This window comes from Scytonema sp. PCC 10023 (genome assembly GCF_963920835.1).
Classification (GTDB): domain Bacteria; phylum Cyanobacteriota; class Cyanobacteriia; order Cyanobacteriales; family Nostocaceae; genus Kalymmatonema.
The window spans coordinates 75,738-97,482 of record NZ_CAWUDP010000033.1 but is presented as its reverse complement, the minus strand read 5'-3'; the positions used below and the strand labels follow the sequence as shown (position 1 = coordinate 97,482).

Sequence of the window (21,745 nt, the reverse complement as noted above, 5' to 3'; positions counted from 1 at the left end):
ATGACCGCGCAGAGTAAACTTTACTTTACGAGATTCCAAATCCCAGACTTTGAGTGTAGAGTCACGCGAACCAGAAATCACGTACTTGCCATCGCTGGTGACGGCGACTGCATTCACCCAGCCACTATGACCGTCGAGAGTAAACTTTTCTTCACCAGAGTCCAAATCCCAGACTTTAATTGTTTTGTGCGAACCAGAAATCACGTACTTGCCATCCGGGGTGACAGCAACTGCATCAGCCCAGTGACTATAACGGTCCGCCAGAGTAAACTTTTCTTCACCAGAGTCCAAATCCCAGACTTTGAGTGTTGCAGCAGAACCAGAAATCACGTACTTGCCATCCCGGGTAACGGCGACTGCATTCACCTTGTCACTATGACCGCTAAGGGTGCGAACTAACGCACCACCAGGAGGAGTGAAGCTAGCTGTCAAAGTACGCAAGCAAGGAGTTTTGGTTTGCGGTATTTGTTGCAGTAACCCTTGAATTTCTGGTGCATCAAAGCGCAGCAAACGCCCTGACAATTGCCCTGCTAGTTGGTTTGTATCTTGAATTAAAATATGTGCCGAAAGCCGCAATGCCCCTTGAATTAATCTTAGCGCTTCAACAGTTTTGGAGTCGTATTCTGGGTGAGTTAATAATTCTGAATCATCAATCAAATCATAATCTTCTATCAGCGCCAGCACGCCAAATTGAGGATGATTAATTTTTGCTTCTATAAACTCAAAATCATTCAACAGACGGCAGAATTTATTAACTTGGCGACCTTCTAACCACAAACGTGGAATTTCACCCAAGAAATGTTCTCTTTCTTCCGGTGACTTTTCTGCTAACCAGGTGCGAAGATTACTCATAACCAGCAAGTCCTTTTGTCATATTATCGGCAACTTCAGCGCTGATATCTGGTAAATTCACCCCCGCCGCTTGCACAATATCCTGGCGATGCAAAAAATCTCGGAAACTTTCGTGATAAAACCTGTAACGCGGTGGTTGATAATTTTCCTGTTTCTGTAAAAACTGCGCCCATTTATCATCAAAAACATCCTCCACAGTCAACTCATTCTGCTTAGAGTATTTAGCAATCACTTCACGGGAAGCAGCGCTACGTAGCGCACACATAACATAGACAATCTTGATTTTATTTTTCGGTAAAGGCTTGGTTGTCATGCCCATGATTTCCCAGTGGCTGTAATAATATCCTTGTAAACCTACAGGTAATTCATCCAAAGGTTTATTTTCATAAAAACCTTTAGCTATTGCTGGCAAAACCCAGCGCAAATACATAAAATTATTTTCACTTTTTGCCGCTATTTCTTCCACAAAATCAGCAGTAGAAACATGATTTTGCTTTTGAATCCACTGACTCAAATCCTGTTTATATTCTCCATCATTGAGCAATAGCCAAATATACTCTTTCACATCCTGGCTACTCCTTTCGGCGTAGTTTCTCAAATCTAATTCCTTGGTAGGAACAGTGGGTGACAAATTCAACCTTTTCTCATTCTGGTTATACGGCCGTCTTGTCAGCAGAAAATAAACCCTTTCTGGAAGAATAGTAGGCAAATATAAAAGGTTTCCGGTCGATTCTTGGTCAACTTCATCCAGTGCATCAACAACAATTACCAAGCGTTCACCAGCAGTAATTTTTTCGCTAGCTTTGGTCAGCAAAGTTGATAAATCAGCATCTGCTGCATCCTGTAACTGGTAACGACTCATCAATTGTTGGCGAATTTTTTTCAGGAACAATTCCGGGCGATTCATCCCCTCAGCCCGAACATTAAAAAAGCAAATCGCTTCTGGCTTTTCCAATACGTACTTGGCGGCGAGCGCACTTTTCCCCATGCCTGCATCACCTACAACAGTGAAGTAGCCATTGGGGTTGTTGCTGAAAAACTCTTTAATAGCATCAAAGACAAATTCTCTACCACAAAATGACTCTGTTTTGTCTTTGATTTATCGCTCAAATTCTATTGGATATGATAATGAATTATATCCTGGTTGATTATCAACTATTTGACCATTACGCCGAAAATACTTCTTTTTTAGATATTCATCGTGAAGAACTTTTAGCTTACCTGCACCATTTTGCTGTGCAAGCTGCGGACAAGTAGATTTAAATTTTTCGTAAATTCCTGCTAGCCTACTTTTCACCGTAGGTTCTGCTATACATAATTCTGTTACAAGCTGCTTTTGATTTCTTTGCTCATTTAGTTTAGGGAATGCCGCTAATAAAGTTTCTTCTTGGTCACTGGATAATCCATGTATACCAGCTTCTTCCTTGAGAAAATCTTCCCATTTCATATTTTCAAACATAATAGCTGTATCAATTTTTATTTTTAATCATAAATAAAATCTTACTAAAAAGCTATAAAAGAATTTATTTTTAGACTTATTTTATACTTTGCTTATACTTCTGTTATACATACTTCTCTTATACATCGGTTTATACCTTGTCAAGACTAAATTCACGAGAAGTAATGTGAACATGGTGAATATGGAAGACAAACCAAAAACAGCAAACAGAACTTACAGGAGTTTTTAGCCATGTTCAATATTTTCAAAAAACACCAAAATAACGAGCAACCCAATTCCAACCAAGCCGAAAATAAAATAGAACAAAAAATAATTGAAGAATTACTACGCCAAGCACGTCTCACCTTCAACCTTGCTTTGGGCGTAACCGCAGCATCTGCAATGATGACATTATCTGGTGTGGCGCTTCTCTATTTAAATAAAGTACCAGAAGCCAGCCTCACCGCAGGAGCAGGAATTCTCGCCAGTATTAGCAGTGTGAAGTTTGCCAAAGATGCAAAAGAAGAACTGGGCGAGATGATAGACAACTTACCAAAATAACCCCGGAAATCGCTATTTCGCGTTTTCGGGCTTAAATAGAGATGCGATTATCCTTTGGGCGATGACGCAAAGCGATCGCCTCTAGCATCAATACATTCAGATTCCCGACTTCTTGAAGAAGTCGGGAATCTAGTTGTTCATAATCTTGCACTTGCAACCACTAGCAGTTAGGTTAAGAAAACAGACCTAACTACACATAGTTGAGACATAAAACAATAACAGCAAAAAGTCAAGACTTTGTAGCGCACAATAACATAAATTTTTATTCAAATGTTACTTGAAGTTCTTGATTCTAAATCATTATCAATTTATAACTCAATATATTAAGTTTCCAATAACACTTGTGTCAGCTTCTACATTCACACCGGAAGCCTCGACAGAATTGTGTATCCTGAAAACAGCTAGGCTAACTTTCAATGGAGGTCTAATGACTCCCAAAATTATGCGTCAGCTTTGGTCTGTGGTGGAAACCGCGCAAGCTAAGACGCTCTTGCAGCTCGATGATGCTAGCTTGGTGCAGTGGTTGGTAAAACAAATCAAAACCCAAGCTTTGCTAGATTGTCATGAAACCGATTTCCTCAGTGACTACATCCAATCCCGGGTGGCGCTTATCCGTGATATTGCCCAAGAACGTCAGTATTCGTAGTTACGAGATAACTAGTCAAGAGTCAAGAATTATTTGACTCAGGACTATTAACTCTAGACTAAAGACTTTTTTGCGGCAAATAACCTTCTACTAAACAGTCGGAACCAACAACGCGTATCGCTACACGTTCTAAGGACAACGCCTCAGTCATGGTGGTAAAGCCCAAGTCACCTACTGGTGTAGGGGCATTACTACCACCAATGATTTTGGGAGCAATAAAAGCAAGGACTTTTTGCACTGCTCCTTGGGCGATCGCTCTCGCAGCTAAGATACCACCGCACTCCCACAATACGCTGCAAAATCCCCGCTCGTATAAGTACGCCATCACCTGATCTGGTGCGAGTGGTGTTAACTCCACCACTTCCACTCCTTGGTTCCGCAACAGTTCTTGAAAATCCGCGTTAGCTCCTTTTTCTGTCAAAACCAAAGTGGGAGCCTCTGCGGTTTCCCATAGGTGAGCCTTTTCCGGTAAGTTAAGAGTGCGGCTCATCACCACCCGTAGAGGATTATGTGCCTCTTGACGATGGCTCGTTAAATAAGGATTATCTTGTCTGACGGTATTTCCACCAACAATGATGGCATCACAAGCTGCTCGCAGTTGATGAACTTCGCTACGGGCATCTTGATTTGTCACCCAAGCACTATGACCTGTGGTCGTAGCAATTTTACCATCCAAAGTCATGGCATATTTCAAAATACCAAAAGGTCGATGATGAAGAATCCGATGGACAAAGCCTTCATTGAGCTTCTTACAAGCTTCTTCTTCCACGCCCACCAGCACTTCTATTCCCGCAGCGCGTAAACGGGCGATACCACCGCCAGCGACAAGTGGATTGGGATCAACCATCCCCACCACCACCTTGGCAACCGCAGCAGCTACCAACGCTTCTGAACAAGGGGGAGTGCGTCCGTAGTGATTGCACGGTTCCAGGCTAACGTAAATGGTAGCTCCACGAGCGCGATCCCCTGCTGCCTTTAGGGCAAAAACTTCTGCATGCGGTTCACCAACACGCGGATGAAACCCCTCCCCAACAATCTCTCCATCTTTGACAATCACCGCCCCTACCATCGGATTTGGCGAGGTGCGTCCTAAGGCGCGGCGGGCGAGTTCCAAACACCGCTGCATCATAGCGCGGTCAAAGTCAGTTCCTACTGTTTGCTTCCGGTTTGAATCATCCTCAAATCCTGACTCCACAACAAAAGCATCTGGTTCGACCACTGGCGAATTATCCATAATTTCTAGCAACAGAGTGAATATTTTGTACGCTAGCTGCAGAAAACTGTTTCAATTTAAACCAGCTTCTGTGATGATTGCGATTTCACATAACTCTAGCTTGAATCCATCTTGCCAGAGGATACTGAAATTCCAAAAAAATTTAGGAGTGAGGATCAACTTATGTGACTCCTCACTCCTCACTCACTCTTTTCTGGGGGTTTAAACCCAGATTATCCACACTCCGCACTTGGTTCTTGGTTAGAACATTTTGAAATTTGACTTTTTAATTTTGAATTGTTCATGACTGTTCCGCCAATTTTAGCCGCAGCCACCAACGCTTTAAAGGAAAATAAACCACTGGTGCCCACAGGCTACTGAGAATCGCAGAGGCAAGAGCGACTTTCTGGAAGTATGCCCAAATGTCTGCTGGATTGCGATCGCCCATTAAAATCAATTGCCATGCAAAAATTGTCTCTGACAACACTGCCATAGCAAACACAATTAAGGCAATAGAAATAAAGTCTTCTTGTATAAAACGCTGCTTCTGTAGCATGCCAGTCAGACCTCCTACCACCCCCAAACTCAGAGCATGAGTTGGGTCAGGTGATGTCATAGAATCTTGAAGTAGCCCTAATACAACACCTGCAAATACGCCTTGAAAGGCTGTGCGCTTGACACTCCAAGCAACCACCCAAATCAACAACCAGTTTGGTCCAATTCCCAATAATTCCATACCGGGGAAACGGATGAGCAGCATCAGTAAGCAGAGCAGCACTGAGCCAACCGTTATCGCCCAATCAGTCGCCAGACGTAAGCGCGGATGCCAACGAGAAAGGGGGCTGATTTGAATTCTGGACTTTCGCTTTGGCGATTTTGGCTTTTTGTGTTTATTACCCCGTGATTCCGGAATCCTCATTTTTCCTAAGAATTTTCATGATTATTTTAAAGAACTCAGGAGTCAAAACCGAGAATAAATAATAAGATTCTTTATTCTTTGAAAGCTCTAGCACATACTCTGCAGCAATTCTGAATTCTGAGTTCTGTATACTGTGTTTTTCTTATTGTGGTTTTGCCGAACCGATATTTTGTGACTGCTGGTTTTCTGCCTTCGGATACACTGTCACCCAATCCAAAGAGCGTATCGGCGGAAAAAGTTCCACCTTCGCCACAGATGCTGGAAGTTTCTTCAAATCCAACGACTTCACCCGTCCTACAGCCAATCCCGAAGGAAACTTCTTACTATAGGTAGATGTGGCAACCACGTCTCCAGGTTTCACATTTGGGACTTTTTCATAAAATTCCAGAACTGCATCAGCAGAAGAATCTCCCCGCAAAACACCCTTTGCTCCTGTGCGACTGACTGTGACACCCACTTGACTCTTGAGGTCACTAATTAACAGTACGCGGCTGGTATTGGGACTCACACTTTCTATTAGACCCACCAATCCACCATCAGCCTTGACAACATAACCTTCTTGGATACCTGCAAGGCTGCCACGATTGAGGGTGACTTGTTGCCACCAGTTGTCAGCACCACGTCCCGTCACTCGCGCTGGAATTGGGCGCGATGCGAGAGGTTCCTTTTCCACATAGCGTAATAACTGTTTTAACTTTTTATTTTGGCTTTCCAGTTCTACTACCCGGGTTTGCAGTTCTAACAACCGAGCATCCCTAAAGCGTTCTTCTTGAGGTGGTGCTGTCTGCAACATTTGGATTGGACGAGTCACACTCTGGTATACCTCAAACAGAAGCGCACCTTGAGTCTGTCTAAGTACCCAAGCACTCCCAACTATTACACCTAGCAACCCTATTTGTAACCCTTTGCTCTCCCACCACCGACGTGCCGTAAACATAAGAAACCTTTTCTAGCCGTAACATTACTAAGGATATTGGATTCTATATTGAACCCAATATCTGATATTGCGCAGTTTTTGCTATAAATTGCGAGAACGTCCGCTGAAAACCCTTTCCAACTGCTTGAAATTTTCTAACACCCGACCTGTTCCCAATACAACACAGCTTAATGGGTCAGCGGCAATGTGTGTCACAATTCCGGTTTCATGACTTATCAGGGTATCCAATCCTTTCAGCAGGGCACCTCCGCCAGCTAGCATAATTCCTCGGTCAATAATGTCTGCTGCCAATTCTGGAGGTGTACGTTCCAAAGTCCGCTTCACCGCTTCAATAATCACCGACAGCGGTTCTGCCATACTTTCACGAATTTCTGGTCCCTTGATTGTGACTGTTCGCGGTAGACCAGAAAGCAGGTGCAAGCCTCGGACTTCCATCATGGCATCATCATCATCATGAGTGGGATATGCCGACCCAATGCGAATTTTGATGTCCTCAGCAGTACGTTCGCCTATCACTAAATTATGAACTTTTTTCAGATACTGCATGATGGCTTCAGTCAGTTCATCTCCAGCAATGCGTACTGATTCAGAAATTACTGTCCCTTGAAGACTCAAGACAGCAACTTCTGTTGTGCCACCACCAATATCGATAATCATATTACCTGTTGGTTCAGCGACGGGTAATCCTGCCCCGATTGCTGCAGCCACAGGCTCATCAATTAAATAAACTTCTCTTGCACCAGCTTGAGTAGCAGCATCCATGACTGCTCTTCTTTCTACCCCTGTGACTCCACTGGGAATACCAATGACAATTCTAGGTAATACTAGGGATTTGCCCTCATTTACTCTCTGGATAAAGCTTTTGAGCATCAGCTCGGCTGTATCGAAGTCAGCGATTACACCATCGCGCAAGGGGCGCAGCGCAATCACATTCCCAGGTGTCCGACCGAGCATTTTTTTTGCCTCTTCTCCAACTGCTAGCGCTACCTTTTCGTTTTGGTCAATCGCCACTACAGAAGGTTCTTGGAGAACAATGCCTTTACCTGATACATAAACGAGGGTGTTAGCGGTACCGAGGTCGATACCCATATCCCGCGATAAGGAAAACTTACTAAAAAGGCCCACGCGTCTCTACGCCCCCTAATTAAATACTTTTTAACTTCTACTGTTATTGAGAATTGTGCAGGATTCTATTACTTTTGTTGACCTGAGTCTAGTAAAGTAGATTATGTTTTTATATATTCTTTTTAGAATCTTTAACCAGTCTCAAGCTTCTACTGTTTTATATTCTCCGACTGCATAAACGTATCCGTATCGTTTTGGAGTTTCATCAGACTAATTTATATCATTTATCTAGGTAATGATAATTGTTTTTTATTTAACCTTCTGCTAGTCGTCTAGCAATTCGCTATTATGGTATTCACAATACAAGTACGTTTGTACTGCAAAAAACGCACATGAGCATAAATATCGTTACCCTGATCGGTCGTGTAGGAACTGACCCGGATATGAAGTATTTCGAGTCAGGTAGCGTTAAGTGTAAATTAACATTGGCGGTCAATCGGCGCACAAGAGACAACGAACATACTGATTGGTTCAATCTAGAATTATGGGGAAAAACAGCGCAGGTGGCTGGTGATTACGTGCGTAAAGGCAAACAAATCGCCGTCAAAGGTTCCTTAAAATTTGATACTTGGAGCGATCGCGCCACAGGAGCAAATCGCTCCACACCCGTTATCCTCGTGGATCAACTGCAATTATTGGGTTCTAAACGGGATGCGGAAGAAGCTGGAGTAGATATGAACTCTGAGAATTTTTAAGTATGGAAGAGAACTCAGAACACAGAACTCAGAATTGAGAATATTTAGAGAAATCAATACAGGAAGTTTCACTCCTCAAAAATCCTTCTGAGTACTGACTCCTGAGTCCTGAGTTCTTTTCAATAACTAATTTGCAAAGTCACCGTAGCTTCCACCTGTTGCTCACCTCCAACTATAGGGGTGGAAGCGTCTTGGGAAGCTAGCTTAGCAGATTCAGCACGCAACAGAGGTCGTGGCGGTGGCGGAGGTGAACTAGCACCATTCACCTCAATACCGACCACTTCCTTAGGCTGAAAACCCAAAGCACTTAAAACAGCTTGAGCTTGTTGTTGAGCATCTTGGGTAGCTTCTGTTAATGCTTGTTGTCTTGCTTTGGCGATCGCTTCATCGCTAGCCACAAAACTAATGCCGCTAATTTGAGTCGCACCAGCTTTGACGGCTTCATCTAACAGAGTTCCAGCGCGGTCAGTGGGAATGCGAAAACTCACAACATTGGAAGCACCATACCCTGTGATACGCTGCACGTTATTGGTGTAACTATAAATTGGGTTAAGAGTAATACCAGTTGTTTGTAATTTTTCCACATTACGGCTCTTTAATAAAGCTACCACAGCTTCGGACCTGCGAGCAGCCTCTTGTTGTACCTCCTGTGCTGTTTTCCCCTGAACCTCCACCCCCAAACTAACTTGAGACAGAGTTGTAGGAATTGTCTCGATTCCACGACCATTGACATTTAGAGTACGCAACATCCTCTCTTTCTGTTGCGCCAAAGTAGGCTGCGTACAAATAACACATATAAGCAAGGCTAAAGATAGAATTTTCCACCAGTTCCCAGCATTTAACTGAGAACCAGACACAGCATCTGTATTCATAAAACTTCACTCCTCTAAAAATGATTAATTTATACAGATTAGGTAAGTCGTGGGAAGTCAAGAGCGGTTAGCTGTCACCAACAACCAACCACTCATCGCTAACAACACACAACTCACAACTCACACTCCCTAGCTTCTCCTTAAAGACACAGTTAATAACACTGCGTCCATACAGAAGATATGTTTTTACTTTGACATGACTATAGTCAATAGTCAGAGCAGTTACATTTTTAGAAACTAAAAAATAGTTATTGGCGAACCGTTGACTGTTTACTATTGACAGTTAACCGTCAACTGTTAACTGTAAACAATTGAAGGAGAATATTTGTGGCATACTGGCTGCTAAAGACAGAACCAGAAGAGTATTCCTACTGCGATTTAGAACGAGATGGCACTACAGTTTGGGAAGGAGTTAGCAATTCATTAGCTCTCAAGCATCTGCGGACGATGGAAATTGGTGATTTGGCGCTTATTTATCACACAGGCAAAGAACGGCGAGTCATAGGTGTAGCCCAGGTCGTCAGTCAACCTTACCCCGACCCAAAATTAGATGATGCCAAACGGGTTGTTGTTCAGGTGCGAGCCGTACGAAGAGTAGAAGAGCCGATAACGCTGACCCAAATTAAGCAGGACGGAAATTTTGAAGGTTTTGACTTACTACGCCTGACAAGACTATCTGTAGTGCCAGTATCAGAGCCTCATTGGCAGCGCCTTCTGCAATTAACAAGTGGCATGAGTTAATTGATCAATGCTTTCTATAGCGCGTTTATCATTCCTGGCGGGAAGACCCCAAGCGAAACAAAGTGAAGCTTGGGGGACGGCAGTTGCTACAACGGGGGGAACCCCCAAGGACGCACTGCCTCATGAAAGCTTTTGTCAGGAGCTAGAACACTTAACTAATTGACACGAAAAAGATAAGTGTTGTAGAGTCTAGGTCATGGGAAACAAAGCATACAAATTCAGAATCTATCCTAACAATGAGCAATCGGCATTTCTGGCAAAGTGTTTTGGTTGCTCTAGATTCGTCTACAACCACTTTTTAAAAGTGACAACAGACGTTTACGCAGAATCTAAAAAGTCTCTGCGCTACAACGAGTGGGCAAAACTACTGGTTAGTTTGAAATCTGAATTTGAATGGCTCACCGAAGTTAATTCCCAGTCACTACAACAAACCCTGAAAGATTTAGAGTCTGCATTCACACGATTTTTCAAAAAGCTAGGAGGATTTCCAAACTTTAAAAAGAGAAGTAATCGGCAATCGTTCAGAGTGCCACAGCACTTTTCAATAGATGAAAATGGGTTTCTGAAACTACCAAAGATGACACCTATCAAAATGGTGATTCATCGGGAAATATTAGGAACCCCAAAGAATGTAACCATCTCTAAAACTCCGTCTGGTAAATACTACGCTTCAATTGTTACTGAACAAGATATAGCTCATGCACCATTGAACGGGAACAAGATAGGTCTGGATTTAGGACTCAAGGAATTTGCTATTACTTCATCTGGCGAGAAGTTTGAGAACCCAAAATATTTTCAGAAGTCTTTACGTCGGCTCAAAATTAGACAGAGGAGATTAAGCAGAAAGCAGAAAGGGTCAATTAATAGAAATAAGGCAAGATTAAGAGTCGCCAAAATTCACGCTAAGGTGCAAAACCAACGACAAGATTACCAACACAAAATCAGCTTGAAATTGACTTGCGAGAACCAAGCAATATCAGTGGAAAGCTTAAACATCAAAGGTATGGTAAAAAATCGTAAGTTGGCAAAGCGTCTTTGTGATGTGGCGTGGGGTAACTTCCTTACAATGTTGGAATACAAAGGAGACATCTACGGTTGTGAGATTCGCTATGTAGATAGATTTTTCCCTAGTTCTAAAAGGTGTTCTAATTGTGGCTACATCAACAATGAACTAACTCTTGCTATTCGTGAATGGGAGTGCCCAGAATGCAAGAGTTTCTGGGATCGTGATATCAATGCTGCCCTTAACTTAATGTTGTTCTCTGAGTCAAAAATACCCCTGGGAGAGGGGAAATTTACGCCTGAACAGCCAGTTGCAAGACTGGGTATCACTCGCATTAGTGGGTGAGGTCAGGAAGCCCCTAGTGGAGCGAAGCGAAACTAGGGGTACTTCACGATAGTTGCTTTCAACAAACTTGTAAATTAAAGGGAAGGGTTTTCCAAAATAACCGATGCACTTAGATACAATAACCTTCTCATTACCTTTGTTGGCAACCGCAACAGAAACAGCAGATAGTTCACTGGTGCTGGCAGCGGTACTGCTCAGTATAGTCGTCATTTACCTCGCTAGCAAGGTCGGTGGGGAATTATTAAGCCGCTTTGGTTTACCGCCTGTCTTGGGGGAATTAGTCGGTGGTGTAGTGGTAGGCATTTCTGTCCTACATCTGTTGGTGTTTCCAGAAGGCGGGGCAGATAGTTCTAGCTCTCTGATCATGACCTTCCTTCAAACCACTGCTGGTCTCACTCCAGACGCCGCTGATGCTGTTTTTACAGCGCAGTCTGAGGTGATTTCCGTTTTGTCAGAACTGGGAGTCATCATTCTGCTATTTGAAATTGGTTTGGAATCAAACATCAAAGACTTGATGGCGGTTGGTGTTCAAGCACTTGTGGTAGCAGTGGTGGGGGTGGTGGTACCCTTTACTGCTGGTACTGTAGGGTTGATGACTTTGTTTGGCATTCCAGCTATACCAGCGATTTTTGCAGGTGCAGCTTTGACTGCTACAAGTATTGGTATCACTTCCAAGGTACTGTCAGAACTCGGGCGTCTCAATTCAAAAGAAGGGCAAATTATTCTCGGCGCTGCTGTTATTGACGATGTACTGGGAATTATCGTTTTGGCGGTGGTAGCAAGTCTTGCAAAAGAAGGCTCAGTGGATGTTGGTAAAGTCATTTATTTGATCATCAGTGCCAGTAGTTTCCTGTTGGGCGCAATTGTCCTTGGAAATATCTTCAGTAAGACTTTTGTAGCAATTGCTAGCAAACTAAAAACTCGTGGTGGATTAGTGATACCAGCGTTCATCTTTGCCTTTATGATGGCATACTTTGCTGCTGCCATCCAATTAGAGGCAATTTTAGGTTCTTTTGCCGCTGGTTTAGTCTTAGACGAAACAGATGAGCGTGTAGAACTGCAAAAGCAAGTTATCCCTATTGCTGATATGCTGGTGCCGATTTTCTTTGTGACTGTTGGCGCAAAAACTGATTTAGGAGTTTTAAACCCAGCAATTCCTAGCAACCGGGAAGGTTTGGTGATGGCGATTTTCCTGATTGTCGTCGCTATCCTTGGTAAACTCGTCACTGGCTTTAGTGTGTTTGGTCAACCTCAAATTAACCGCTTGGCAATTGGTGTAGGAATGATTCCCAGAGGCGAGGTAGGATTGGTGTTTCTTGGCATCGGCTCCTCGATTGGCATTCTCTCAAAACCTTTGGAGGCGGCAATTATTATGATGGTCATCCTGACAACCTTTCTAGCGCCTCCCCTTTTGCGGTTCGTATTCCCAGAACCAGAAATGCCAGCTACAGCAACAGAGCAACTGATTTTAGATGATTCTTCCGGAAAATCCTTGGTCATGGAATCACCTGATTCTCAGGACACTAAATAAAAGTTTAGTGTTGTGCCACTGCTTTGAAGTATGTAGTAACTGAGATCTTGCAAGAGTTGTAACAGTGACATTGCGTCGCCGTCCAAACCCTCGTTACCAGGTTCAACCTGGTAACGAGATATTAGAGCCTCTGGCTCTTGTTGGGTGCAAGATCTGAGTAGTAACCAATAAGCGCTCTATTCAACCATGCTTAATGGTTACTACTTACCAGGCAAAGTTGATGTGACGTAAAGACTACTAGAGTACAGACGCAATATTTACAGCGTCTGTACTTAGAACTGTAGGTTGTTCTGATCAATTGCCAATATGAATAGTTTGTAACTTTTCCATTACCAATGGAAACTTTTATCTCTAAATTTTCGTCCCCTAAAATTAAAATTTTCAGGAGTTTTCTTTAAACACAACCAACATTGGAAATGTTATTTTTGTTCTATCTTCCTCCTCGCTCACCCATCCAACCTTGGATATTTGTCTAGCAATTAAACAGGTGCACCCACAAGTTAACACCACATCAGGAAACAGTAGCAGCATTATCAATTGGTGCATTAACTACCAAAAATCACACAACACAAAAAATCCCTTTGTGAAGGATGAAGTGTGTAGACGCCACAAACACTTCCCAAAAGGGATAAACCTCTACACGAAAGCGCTCTCCGGAGGGCAGCTTTCTGCAAGAGTAATATGAAGTATGAATTGAAGACAAAAAAGTGAAGTATGAAGTTAAGTACAAACTATTTTTTCCTTCATTCTTCTCTTCTAGACTTTATTCATGCATTTGCTGGAATTGACTAATGCTTTAAGATTTTAAATTTTAGATTGAGCAAGACTAGTGAAAGTCAAAAAAAAACGGCAATTAATCAGTCAAAATACAATCTACAATCTAAGATCCAAGTTCTAAAAATCTGAAATGCCATATCGGCATGAAAGACTATTAGCAACGTGCTAGAATTTGACCCCACTAAGTCATTTAAGTTCCTGATAAGGATTAATACAGAACAACATCTACTCTTAATGGTAAAACTTTAATAAGTATTAGGTAAATGGTACGCTTTCCTATCGCCCAAGTCGGATTGTATCCAAAAAATAACCACTATAACAGTGTCTTTATTAGAGCAGAAAATGATGCTTGTGGCACCAAAGCTAAAGTGTGGGCGGTGATAGTGTGAGGATTTACCGAAACTTTGACCAACAAAGAACTCAGAACTCAACCCAATACCAGCGGCAGTAAACAGTACACAGTGATTGGATAACTGATAACTGATAACTGATAACTGACAACTGAATTCTCTCGTTCTGGGTTTTATGTTTTGGGTGCTTCTCAAATCATGACGGCTCTCATAAATACGAATCAGGAGAAAACACTGTGAAAACCCACTGGTTACTACCTGGTACTTTTGTAACGACTAGTTTCTTGATGGTATCGTCGCCTGCTCAAGCAGCGAAACTGCAATCCTGGCGTTTTGATGCCAATCAAAACCGATTGGAAATCAACACTCAAGGTTCGGTTCAACCCCAGGCGCAACTCGTCTTCAACCCCACGCGATTGGTTATTGATCTGCCAGGAACTGATTTTGGGCGTCCGCAGTTGACGCAGTCAGTAGGCGGTGCCATTCGCTCTGTTCGTGTTGGTCAATTTGATCGACAAACAACTCGTATAGTCGTCGAACTGAGTCCAGGTTATACCCTCGACCCGAAGCAGGTGAAGTTTGAAGGGAAAACTGCCAGTCGGTGGATGGTACAATTACCAACGCCACAAGCTGAAGGAGTTGCCTCAAGCCCCCCATCCCCAGGAACAAAAACCTCAGGAACACAAGCTGAGGAAGTCGCCTCAAGTCCCCCATCTTCAGGAACAAAAACCCCAGCAACAAAAAATGAAGTCGTCATCTCTTCCCCAAGAAATGCTTATAGCGTAGTCACAATAGACTCTGAAACTGAGAAAAAACCTGAGTTTTCTAAAGCTGTTGTCATCGCAGAAAGAACGATTCAAGTTGAGAGCGTACAAGTCACAGGAGACGGTTTTTTTGTCCGCACCAATGGTGGGAATCCTGTGACTCAGGTGATTCGCAGCCGCGATCGCAAGACTATCTTTATTGACATTCCTGGTGCCACTTTGTCACCCAATTTTGGCGATCGCGATCGCTCTATAAATAAGCATGGTGTCAACCGTGTTGAATTTAATCAACTGCAAAAGACACCACCTGCTGTCCGGATGACACTGCGGGTAGACAAAGATACCCCTGACTGGCGCATCAGCACAAGCAGTTCTGGTAGTTCTAGTGGTTTGGTCGTTCTACCGACTCGTTATGCAAGTAACTTGCCCAAAAACGATGATTCTGACACCTCATCAGGCAATGTTGCTAACGCTGTTATAGAAGTACCAACAAGCAACGAAATCTCCACAATTGGGTCTGTAGAGCTAGCTGCTGGTGGTACGCAACTGCTGATTAGAGGAGACCAACGTCTATCACCTGCTAAGACTGCTTGGGATAAATCATCTGGTCTATACCGCATCACGATTCCCAATGCTAAATTGGCTAGTGCCGTCAAAGGTCCAAATTTTGATGCTAGTAGCCCTGTGCTGCGCGTACGTCTACAACAACAAGACTCCCGTACTGTTGTTGTCTACGTCCAACCAGCAGCAAACGTACGAATCGGGCAAATCAACCAATTGAGCGGTCAGGTTTTCTCTTTAGGATTAGAGCGTACTCGTTCAATCACACCCCCAATTGCTTTACCCGCCATACCACGACCAAATCCGCAACCTTTGGCATCAAGAACGACAGCAACCAAGCCGCCAGCCCGTAATCCCCGTGTTAAGGGAAAAGTCGTTATCGTCGTTGATCCAGGACATGGTGGTAAAGATTCTGGAGCACTCGGTATTGGGGGAATTCGGGAGAAAGATATTATTTTGCCTATTGGCAAAAGGGTAGCAGAAATTTTGCAGCAAAATGGACTGCAAGCAGTGCTAACTCGGGATTCTGACTATTTCGTGACCCTGCAAGGACGGGTTGACATAGCAGAGCGCACCAATGCTGATGTGTTTGTCAGTGTCCACGCTAACTCAGCAGGTGCGGATCGTCCGGAGGTGAGTGGTTTAGAAACCTATTATTATGACAGTGGTCTGGGTCTCGCTCGTATCGTTCATAACAGCATTCTCCGAAGTGTCAATGTGAGAGATCGTGGCGTGCGTAAAGCCAGATTCTACGTCCTTAGAAAAAATTCTATGCCCGCAATTTTGGTAGAGGCAGGCTATTTAACTGGTCGAGAGGACGCCAGTAAACTGCCAAACAAACTGTATCAAAATCAAATGGCAGAGGCGATCGCTCGTGGTGTCATCCAGTACTTAAAGCAAAAATAAAACAATTTAGATGCCATCATACATAAGCAGACACCCGTCAGTAATTGCCCTGTCTAGAAAAATAGCTTGCGAATCGAAACCTCGCAACGCTTTTTTCGCCTTTTTCATCAAAGTTCTCAACAATCCAGGAGTTCAGAGTTAAAAGTTACTTTTGACTCTTGACTCTTGACGACCTTTAGCTTTTGCATACTGCAAGCTTATAAGGACGCCAGCCCGAAAACCCTTGAGGATGAAATACGAAGCACACCGGAGTGTTTCAGCCCTGCTGTCTTACAAGCGATGAAAGGCGGCAGAAGGCGTTTACGCTGAGCCTGATGTTTGGTTTTCGTGGTTCAGCTAATAGCTCTTTTACCGGAACTTAGATTCCGGTCTTTATTTTTGTCATCGTTAGTACAGGGTGTAGGAGAACACTTTTTTAGTTCTCTTACACCCTTACCCGTGTACAGGCGCAAGCCATTGTGTTCGTAAGCTCCTAGACGCTTACACCCAAACTCTGGCTACCTGGGAACTACACTTTTTCTAAAAAAATGTATAATTTTTGACATTATTAGTTGATTTTTTGATGCAATTGACCAAAGGTCAGTAGGCACCAATCGCCCTTTGGGTGGCTCCTTTGGAGCATCAGCCTGCGCCCAAGATTATACTTCAAACAATATACTCTCTTTACCACATCAGTTAATACCCTCTAAGATATCTAGGAATCACACGACTTAATATAGAATTCTGACGGAGTTAAGTAGAAATGACCAAGATTGACTGCTCTATTATTTTTATATTGGTGTAATCTAATGCGAGCGCAAACTACATTTTCTATGCCATAAAAGCATACAAAAATGAGAGGTTCATGCCACGCTTGAGGGCTATTAACATCTATATACGAGCTAACAACTTTTTTACAGTTTAGCTTTGAGCGGTGACAGTGTGAGGATTTACCAAAACGTTGACCAACTAAGAACTCAGAATCATCCCTTGTTTCCAGGGTGGGGGAAATCCCTTTGGGTCTACCTGCGGTACGTCTTCAATAGAACAAGGAAGCGTTTGTTTGCTTACGCTATCGTTACAGAATCCTCCGGTATCTACCTTGGAGGAATTCTCTCGTTCTGAGTTCTGGGTGCTTCTCAAATCATAACGGCTCTCATCAATACGAATCAGGAGAAAACACTGTGAAAATAAACTGGTTATTACCTGGTACTGTTGCAACTACTGCCATCTTCATGTTGTCGTCGCCGGCTCAAGCAGCGAAACTGGAATCTTGGCGTTTTGATGCCAATCTCAATCGATTGGAAATCAACACAGAAGGTTCGGTTCAGCCCCAGGCGCAACTCATGTTCAACCCGACGCGATTGGTTATTGATTTGCCAGGAACTGACTATGGACGTCCGCCGTTTGTTCAACCAGTGGCTGGTGGTGCAATTCGCACTGTCCGTGTCGGTCAATTTGACGGACAAACAACTCGTATAGTCATCGAACTCAGTCCGGGTTATACCCTCGACCCGAAGGAAGTGAAATTTGAAGGGAGAACTGCCAGCCGCTGGATGGTACAATTACCAAAGCCACAAGCTGAACAAGTCGCTCCATCTTCTTCCAATAATTCTTCCAATACTTCTTCCAATAATTCTTTCAATGTTTACAGTGTGGTCAGACCTAGCTCTAATTCCACAGCAAATAAAGACACAGTTGTCAATACTGACTCATTAGCAAATAAGAACACAGTTGTCAATACTATTGAAGGACAAACTCAAAAAGAAACAATTATTAGCAATGCTCAAGGATTGGCTCAAATTGAGAATCTACGCGTTACAGGTGACGGTTTGTTTGTCCGCATAAATGGAGGGAATCCTGAAGTTCAGACATTTCGCAGCAGTGACAAGACTGCTATTAACATCGATATCATTGGTGCAGCTCTGTCACCCCGTTTATCGCAGCAGAATCTACGAGTTAATAAGTATGGTATAAAACGAGTTGAATTCACTCAACTCAGAACAAGACCTGGTGTTCGCATGACGTTGTGGGTAGACAAAAATAGCCCCGACTGGCAAGCCAGCATGAGCAGTTTTGGCGGTTTGGTAGTTTTGCCCAATGGTGATACGAGGAATTTGTCTAGAAATACTAGTAATTCTCTTCCTAATTCAGACATACCTAGGAGTATAAACCCCCAGAACTCCAACGTAAATTTACCAGCCAGCGGCTCACTATCTACAATTGAGTCTGTGGACTTGACTGCTTCTGGGACGCAACTGCTGATTAAAGGCGACCAACCTCTGTCTGCATTTAATGGTGGTTGGGATAGAACTTCTGGTATGTTCCGCATCACCATTCCTAATGCTAAATTGGCTGCTGCCGTTAGAGGTCCAAATTTTGATGCTAGTAGCCCTGTGCTACGCGTACGCCTGCAACAACAAGACCCCCGTACTGTTGTCGTCTACATCCAACCAGCAGGAGGCGTGCAAATTGGGCAACTCAACCAACTGACTGGTCAGCTTTTGTCTTTGGAATTACGACGCTCGTTTTCTCCGTTAACTCCCCGCGTTGGTTTACCTCCCTTACCAAGAGCAAACCCACGACCATTACCGCCAATTACAAATAATCCTCTGCCCCTACCGCAGCCACTGCTACGCCCTCCGGTACCGAATGGACGAGTTGTCATTATGATTGACCCCGGACACGGCGGTAAAGACTCTGGTGCGCCTGGTTTGGGTGGACTGCTGGAAAAAGATGTGGTTTTGCCTATCAGCATAAGAATAGCAAATATCTTACAGCAAAAAGGCGTACAGGTGATGCTAACCCGCAATGCTGACTATTTTGTGGAACTTCAGGGACGGGTAGACATGGCAGACCAAGCAAATGCTAATTTGTTCGTCAGCATTCACGCTAATTCTGTTGGTGGTCGCCCGGACGTGAATGGGTTGGAAACCTACTATTATGACAGCGGTTTAGATCTGGCTCGTGTCGTCCACAGTACCATTCTCCAAAGTATCCCTACCCTTAGAGACCGAGGAGTGCGCAGAGCAAGGTTCTACGTTCTTAGAAAAAGTTCTATGCCCTCGATTTTAGTAGAAACCGGTTATATGAGTGGTCAGGAGGATAATCCTAGGTTGGGAAGCCCAGAATACCAGAATCGCATGGCAGAGGCAATTGCGAATGGTATACTCTTATACTTAAGACAAAGATAACGATGTAGTAGAACTTCCTACATAACTGCTGTGGTTTGTAGTGAATGGTGAACCACTGCGTTCTTGGGACTCCCCCCCGTTATAACAAGTAGCGTTCACCGTACGTCCTGCAAATAGGCTATGCCAACGCGCTTAGCGTCTTTGTTAACACGCTCGAGCTCTTCCCTTGGCATACCTGAAGGGTTAGTAGTGAAGAACTTACAACTAACAATCGCGACCATCCTGTATCTTCAAATCCAAAAACTTAAATTACTATCTGCCTGTGTTTCCATCTTCTATCTTTGAAGGCGATCTTTACGATTTTTCTCAAGCACCTCAACGTGCCCCAATTGGCATTTTTGACAGTGGTGTAGGTGGTTTAACAGTACTGCGCCAACTCTATCGTCAACTCCCAAATGAATCAATTATTTACTTTGGGGATACAGCTCGACTTCCTTATGGAATTCGTTCGCAAGCAGAAATTATACAATTTATGCGGGAAATCCTTGCTTGGCTGCAACAACAAGGTGTAAAAATGGTTGTCATGGCTTGTAACACCAGTTCGGCACTGGCGCTAGAGGCGGTGCGTGAGGAATTTTCTTTACCAATCCTCGATATTATCCTGCCAGGGGCAAGGGCAGCAGTTGAGAGTGGAAAGCGCATTGGTGTGATAGCGACTCCCGCAACTGCTAAAAGCAATGCCTATCGCCGTGCTATCCTAGAGATAAATCCCGAAGTCCAAGTTTGGCAAGTGAGTTGCCCAGAGTTTGTGCCGCTCATTGAGCAAAACCGCATTCATGACCCCTACACCCTACAAGTGGCACGCTCATATTTGGAGCCATTGTTACAGCACCAAATAGATACTTTAGTCTATGGCTGTACTCACTATCCTCACCTGGCACCCGTAGTGCGATCGCTTCTCCCCTCACACGTGAAGCTAGTGGATCCAGCAGAATATGTTGCTGTTTCTTGTGTCCAAGATTTAGACATCTTGAACCTGAGAAATACCCACCCAGCTATGCCAACTCGCTTCGCCGTCAGTGGTTGTCCGCAACAATTTGCTCAGTCCTCTGTATTGTGGCTCGGTTATAACCCAACAGTTGAGGCAGTGCAGTTGACAAATACGGCAGTTTATAGTATATAGTTATCAGTTATGAGTCATTAGTAAAAGTCTTTCTACTAATGACTCATAACTGATGACTATATACTAATGAAGGCTTGTTGCTTCACTTACCTTGGGCGTTACTGTAACCTCCTGCTTGCGCTTTCCTTGTGAAGCCAAAGAAGCACCCTTAGGAGTGGTTTTTTTCCCGGTTCGCTTTGCTAGTGCTAATAGTAAATAAACTGCTAACAAATAACCAGAAGCTAATATAAAAATCATCATAGGTATCTTTCCGTAAATCATTTTTTCTGCCAGCACTTCTGTCTAAGGAATATAAAATCGAATAAAATAGCAGAACTACAGCTACACAAACTCATTGTTGGTACCTGTTTTTCGCATTGGAAAATATTTGGTAGAGTTCTATCTCTCCCAGTTAAACTCGCTTGTATTCAGTTTTTCTTGCAAACTATGCCTACAACAGCAGTCAAATTACTAAACAGCAATTCTGAACTCCTGCTGAAGCTGTCTACCTAGTCTGCATTTTTCCGCAAACACTTTACCTTGTAGTACAAGGTATGCGCTCTCGCTACGCTAAACAAGTGCAGCTTTTTCCCTTACGGGTAGCGCATAGTTTTAACCTTAGAGGTTCGCATACCGCAACTATGACCAATAAGATAACTCTTTTGGTCGCAGGTCACGATAGTCTATTTAGAGCCACAACACCAGATAAGTCAAAATACCGAATGGTTATTTTTTCCTGGGGGTGAATATCTCAAAAATTTTAAATCCCTTGACTTTAGCGTAACACAACGGCCCTGACTTTTCAGCCGATTTTTCTGCTAAATTTGAAATTTTCTAGAGTAGGTTATACAACATTTGCCCAAATTATTCTCTAAAGGAAAATAAGTATGTGTCATAGGTGATAAGTAAGAGGTAAGAGGCTTTTCGATGTTTGTTTTCAGCTTTACTTAAAGAGTTGACAAGCAAAAATGAAGTTTTTGTTAAGATATAGAGCTTTTGTCTACTGTATCAGGCTAATTGCTTTCTTAAGTGTAAGTATTAAAAATGTTGTTCGTATCCGCTAATGTACGTAGAAAAACAGCAGTATCTTTTTCTCTAACTTGAGTAAAAGAGAATTTATCTCAACGTTTTGTTAAGACTACTGCGAATGGAGGAAGTAGAAGCTTCCCTTAGTTGCTAGAAAGCCGATGTGATGACTCGTGGGGGAAGTTATCCAATGCCTGTCTATCTTCAC

At 43.3% G+C, this 21,745-nt stretch carries 18 protein-coding genes and 1 pseudogene; 10 read left to right on the top strand and 9 right to left on the bottom strand.

The window, feature by feature from the left end; genetic code table 11:
- The 3 genes and pseudogenes from ACM0OZ_RS20795 to ACM0OZ_RS20785 form a co-directional block, all read right to left on the bottom strand.
- Positions 1–852 (bottom strand): annotated as a pseudogene (locus tag ACM0OZ_RS20795) (hypothetical protein); the annotation flags it as partial.
- Positions 845–1,951, bottom strand: a complete 1,107-nt coding sequence (locus ACM0OZ_RS20790; protein WP_414584717.1) for an AAA family ATPase — start codon at positions 1,949–1,951, stop codon at positions 845–847. The pseudogene ACM0OZ_RS20795 and the gene ACM0OZ_RS20790, both read right to left, overlap by 8 nt.
- Positions 1,952–2,311, bottom strand: a complete 360-nt coding sequence (locus ACM0OZ_RS20785; RefSeq protein WP_414584708.1) for a hypothetical protein — start codon at positions 2,309–2,311, stop codon at positions 1,952–1,954.
- Positions 2,312–2,542: 231 nt separating this feature from the next.
- Between ACM0OZ_RS20785 and ACM0OZ_RS20780 the strand changes: the two genes are divergently transcribed.
- Together ACM0OZ_RS20780 and ACM0OZ_RS20775 are read left to right on the top strand one after the other, a co-directional pair.
- Positions 2,543–2,851, top strand: coding sequence for a TRADD-N-associated membrane domain-containing protein (locus ACM0OZ_RS20780; protein ID WP_414584707.1), 309 nt, complete (start codon positions 2,543–2,545; stop codon positions 2,849–2,851).
- A gap of 427 nt (positions 2,852–3,278) precedes the next feature.
- Positions 3,279–3,497, top strand: coding sequence for a hypothetical protein (locus ACM0OZ_RS20775; protein ID WP_414584706.1), 219 nt, complete (start codon positions 3,279–3,281; stop codon positions 3,495–3,497).
- A 58-nt stretch (positions 3,498–3,555) separates the two neighbouring features.
- On the opposite strand, the gene ribD is transcribed toward ACM0OZ_RS20775, so the two are convergent.
- The 4 genes from ribD to ACM0OZ_RS20755 all read right to left on the bottom strand — a co-directional run bounded on the left by ribD (position 3,556) and on the right by ACM0OZ_RS20755 (position 7,655).
- Positions 3,556–4,731: a bifunctional diaminohydroxyphosphoribosylaminopyrimidine deaminase/5-amino-6-(5-phosphoribosylamino)uracil reductase RibD gene (gene ribD / locus ACM0OZ_RS20770; RefSeq protein ID WP_414584705.1), complete on the bottom strand. Its 1,176-nt coding sequence runs from the start codon at positions 4,729–4,731 to the stop codon at positions 3,556–3,558.
- Between the two features lie 280 nt (positions 4,732–5,011).
- On the bottom strand, positions 5,012–5,629 hold the full coding sequence (mreD, locus tag ACM0OZ_RS20765; RefSeq protein ID WP_414584704.1) for a rod shape-determining protein MreD: 618 nt from the start codon (positions 5,627–5,629) through the stop codon (positions 5,012–5,014).
- A 142-nt stretch (positions 5,630–5,771) separates the two neighbouring features.
- Positions 5,772–6,566 (bottom strand): rod shape-determining protein MreC, encoded by a 795-nt coding sequence (gene mreC, locus ACM0OZ_RS20760; protein WP_414584703.1) that lies wholly within the window; start codon positions 6,564–6,566, stop codon positions 5,772–5,774.
- Between the two features lie 81 nt (positions 6,567–6,647).
- Positions 6,648–7,655, bottom strand: a complete 1,008-nt coding sequence (locus ACM0OZ_RS20755) for a rod shape-determining protein (RefSeq protein ID WP_096565983.1) — start codon at positions 7,653–7,655, stop codon at positions 6,648–6,650.
- Between the two features lie 368 nt (positions 7,656–8,023).
- Between ACM0OZ_RS20755 and ACM0OZ_RS20750 the strand changes: the two genes are divergently transcribed.
- Entirely contained in the window at positions 8,024–8,386 is a 363-nt protein-coding gene (locus tag ACM0OZ_RS20750) for a single-stranded DNA-binding protein (RefSeq protein WP_414584702.1), read from the top strand.
- Positions 8,387–8,505: 119 nt separating this feature from the next.
- Here the strand turns inward: ACM0OZ_RS20750 and ACM0OZ_RS20745 are convergent, their stop codons facing one another.
- Positions 8,506–9,258, bottom strand: coding sequence for an SIMPL domain-containing protein (locus ACM0OZ_RS20745; protein ID WP_414584701.1), 753 nt, complete (start codon positions 9,256–9,258; stop codon positions 8,506–8,508).
- Between the two features lie 327 nt (positions 9,259–9,585).
- Here ACM0OZ_RS20745 and ACM0OZ_RS20740 point away from each other — a divergent pair, with 327 nt between their 5' ends.
- From ACM0OZ_RS20740 to murI, 7 genes are all read left to right on the top strand, one after another.
- Complete coding sequence (locus tag ACM0OZ_RS20740; RefSeq protein WP_414584700.1) at positions 9,586–9,999, top strand: EVE domain-containing protein; 414 nt, start codon at positions 9,586–9,588, stop codon at positions 9,997–9,999.
- A 196-nt stretch (positions 10,000–10,195) separates the two neighbouring features.
- On the top strand, positions 10,196–11,347 hold the full coding sequence (gene tnpB / locus ACM0OZ_RS20735) for an IS200/IS605 family element RNA-guided endonuclease TnpB (RefSeq protein WP_414584698.1): 1,152 nt from the start codon (positions 10,196–10,198) through the stop codon (positions 11,345–11,347).
- Between the two features lie 103 nt (positions 11,348–11,450).
- On the top strand, positions 11,451–12,878 hold the full coding sequence (locus tag ACM0OZ_RS20730) for a cation:proton antiporter (RefSeq protein ID WP_414584697.1): 1,428 nt from the start codon (positions 11,451–11,453) through the stop codon (positions 12,876–12,878).
- Between the two features lie 1,040 nt (positions 12,879–13,918).
- Entirely contained in the window at positions 13,919–14,044 is a 126-nt protein-coding gene (locus ACM0OZ_RS20725) for a hypothetical protein (protein ID WP_272937151.1), read from the top strand.
- Between the two features lie 197 nt (positions 14,045–14,241).
- Complete coding sequence (locus tag ACM0OZ_RS20720) at positions 14,242–16,236, top strand: N-acetylmuramoyl-L-alanine amidase (protein WP_414584695.1); 1,995 nt, start codon at positions 14,242–14,244, stop codon at positions 16,234–16,236.
- 1,163 nt (positions 16,237–17,399) lie between these two features.
- A complete protein-coding gene (locus ACM0OZ_RS20715; protein WP_414584694.1) occupies positions 17,400–19,409 on the top strand; it encodes an N-acetylmuramoyl-L-alanine amidase in 2,010 nt (669 codons plus the stop codon).
- 262 nt (positions 19,410–19,671) lie between these two features.
- Positions 19,672–20,532 (top strand): glutamate racemase, encoded by an 861-nt coding sequence (gene murI, locus ACM0OZ_RS20710; RefSeq protein WP_414584693.1) that lies wholly within the window; start codon positions 19,672–19,674, stop codon positions 20,530–20,532.
- Positions 20,533–20,595: 63 nt separating this feature from the next.
- Here murI and ACM0OZ_RS20705 read toward each other — a convergent pair whose 3' ends face one another.
- Entirely contained in the window at positions 20,596–20,793 is a 198-nt protein-coding gene (locus ACM0OZ_RS20705) for a hypothetical protein (protein ID WP_096565990.1), read from the bottom strand.
- Positions 20,794–21,745: the final 952 nt, after the last annotated feature.

Excerpts from the sequence above, each read along its gene's own strand:
- ACM0OZ_RS20785 (WP_414584708.1), bottom strand. The coding sequence starts at position 2,311 with ATGTTTGAAAATATGAAATGGGAAGATTTTCTCAAGGAAGAAGCTGGT.
- ACM0OZ_RS20780 (WP_414584707.1), top strand. The coding sequence starts at position 2,543 with ATGTTCAATATTTTCAAAAAACACCAAAATAACGAGCAACCCAATTCC.
- ACM0OZ_RS20775 (WP_414584706.1), top strand. The coding sequence starts at position 3,279 with ATGACTCCCAAAATTATGCGTCAGCTTTGGTCTGTGGTGGAAACCGCG.
- ribD (WP_414584705.1), bottom strand. The coding sequence starts at position 4,731 with ATGGATAATTCGCCAGTGGTCGAACCAGATGCTTTTGTTGTGGAGTCA.
- mreD (WP_414584704.1), bottom strand. The coding sequence starts at position 5,629 with ATGAGGATTCCGGAATCACGGGGTAATAAACACAAAAAGCCAAAATCG.
- mreC (WP_414584703.1), bottom strand. The coding sequence starts at position 6,566 with ATGTTTACGGCACGTCGGTGGTGGGAGAGCAAAGGGTTACAAATAGGG.
- ACM0OZ_RS20755 (WP_096565983.1), bottom strand. The coding sequence starts at position 7,655 with ATGGGTATCGACCTCGGTACCGCTAACACCCTCGTTTATGTATCAGGT.
- ACM0OZ_RS20750 (WP_414584702.1), top strand. The coding sequence starts at position 8,024 with ATGAGCATAAATATCGTTACCCTGATCGGTCGTGTAGGAACTGACCCG.
- ACM0OZ_RS20745 (WP_414584701.1), bottom strand. The coding sequence starts at position 9,258 with ATGAATACAGATGCTGTGTCTGGTTCTCAGTTAAATGCTGGGAACTGG.
- tnpB (WP_414584698.1), top strand. The coding sequence starts at position 10,196 with ATGGGAAACAAAGCATACAAATTCAGAATCTATCCTAACAATGAGCAA.
- ACM0OZ_RS20730 (WP_414584697.1), top strand. The coding sequence starts at position 11,451 with ATGCACTTAGATACAATAACCTTCTCATTACCTTTGTTGGCAACCGCA.
- ACM0OZ_RS20725 (WP_272937151.1), top strand. The coding sequence starts at position 13,919 with ATGGTACGCTTTCCTATCGCCCAAGTCGGATTGTATCCAAAAAATAAC.
- ACM0OZ_RS20705 (WP_096565990.1), bottom strand. The coding sequence starts at position 20,793 with ATGATTTACGGAAAGATACCTATGATGATTTTTATATTAGCTTCTGGT.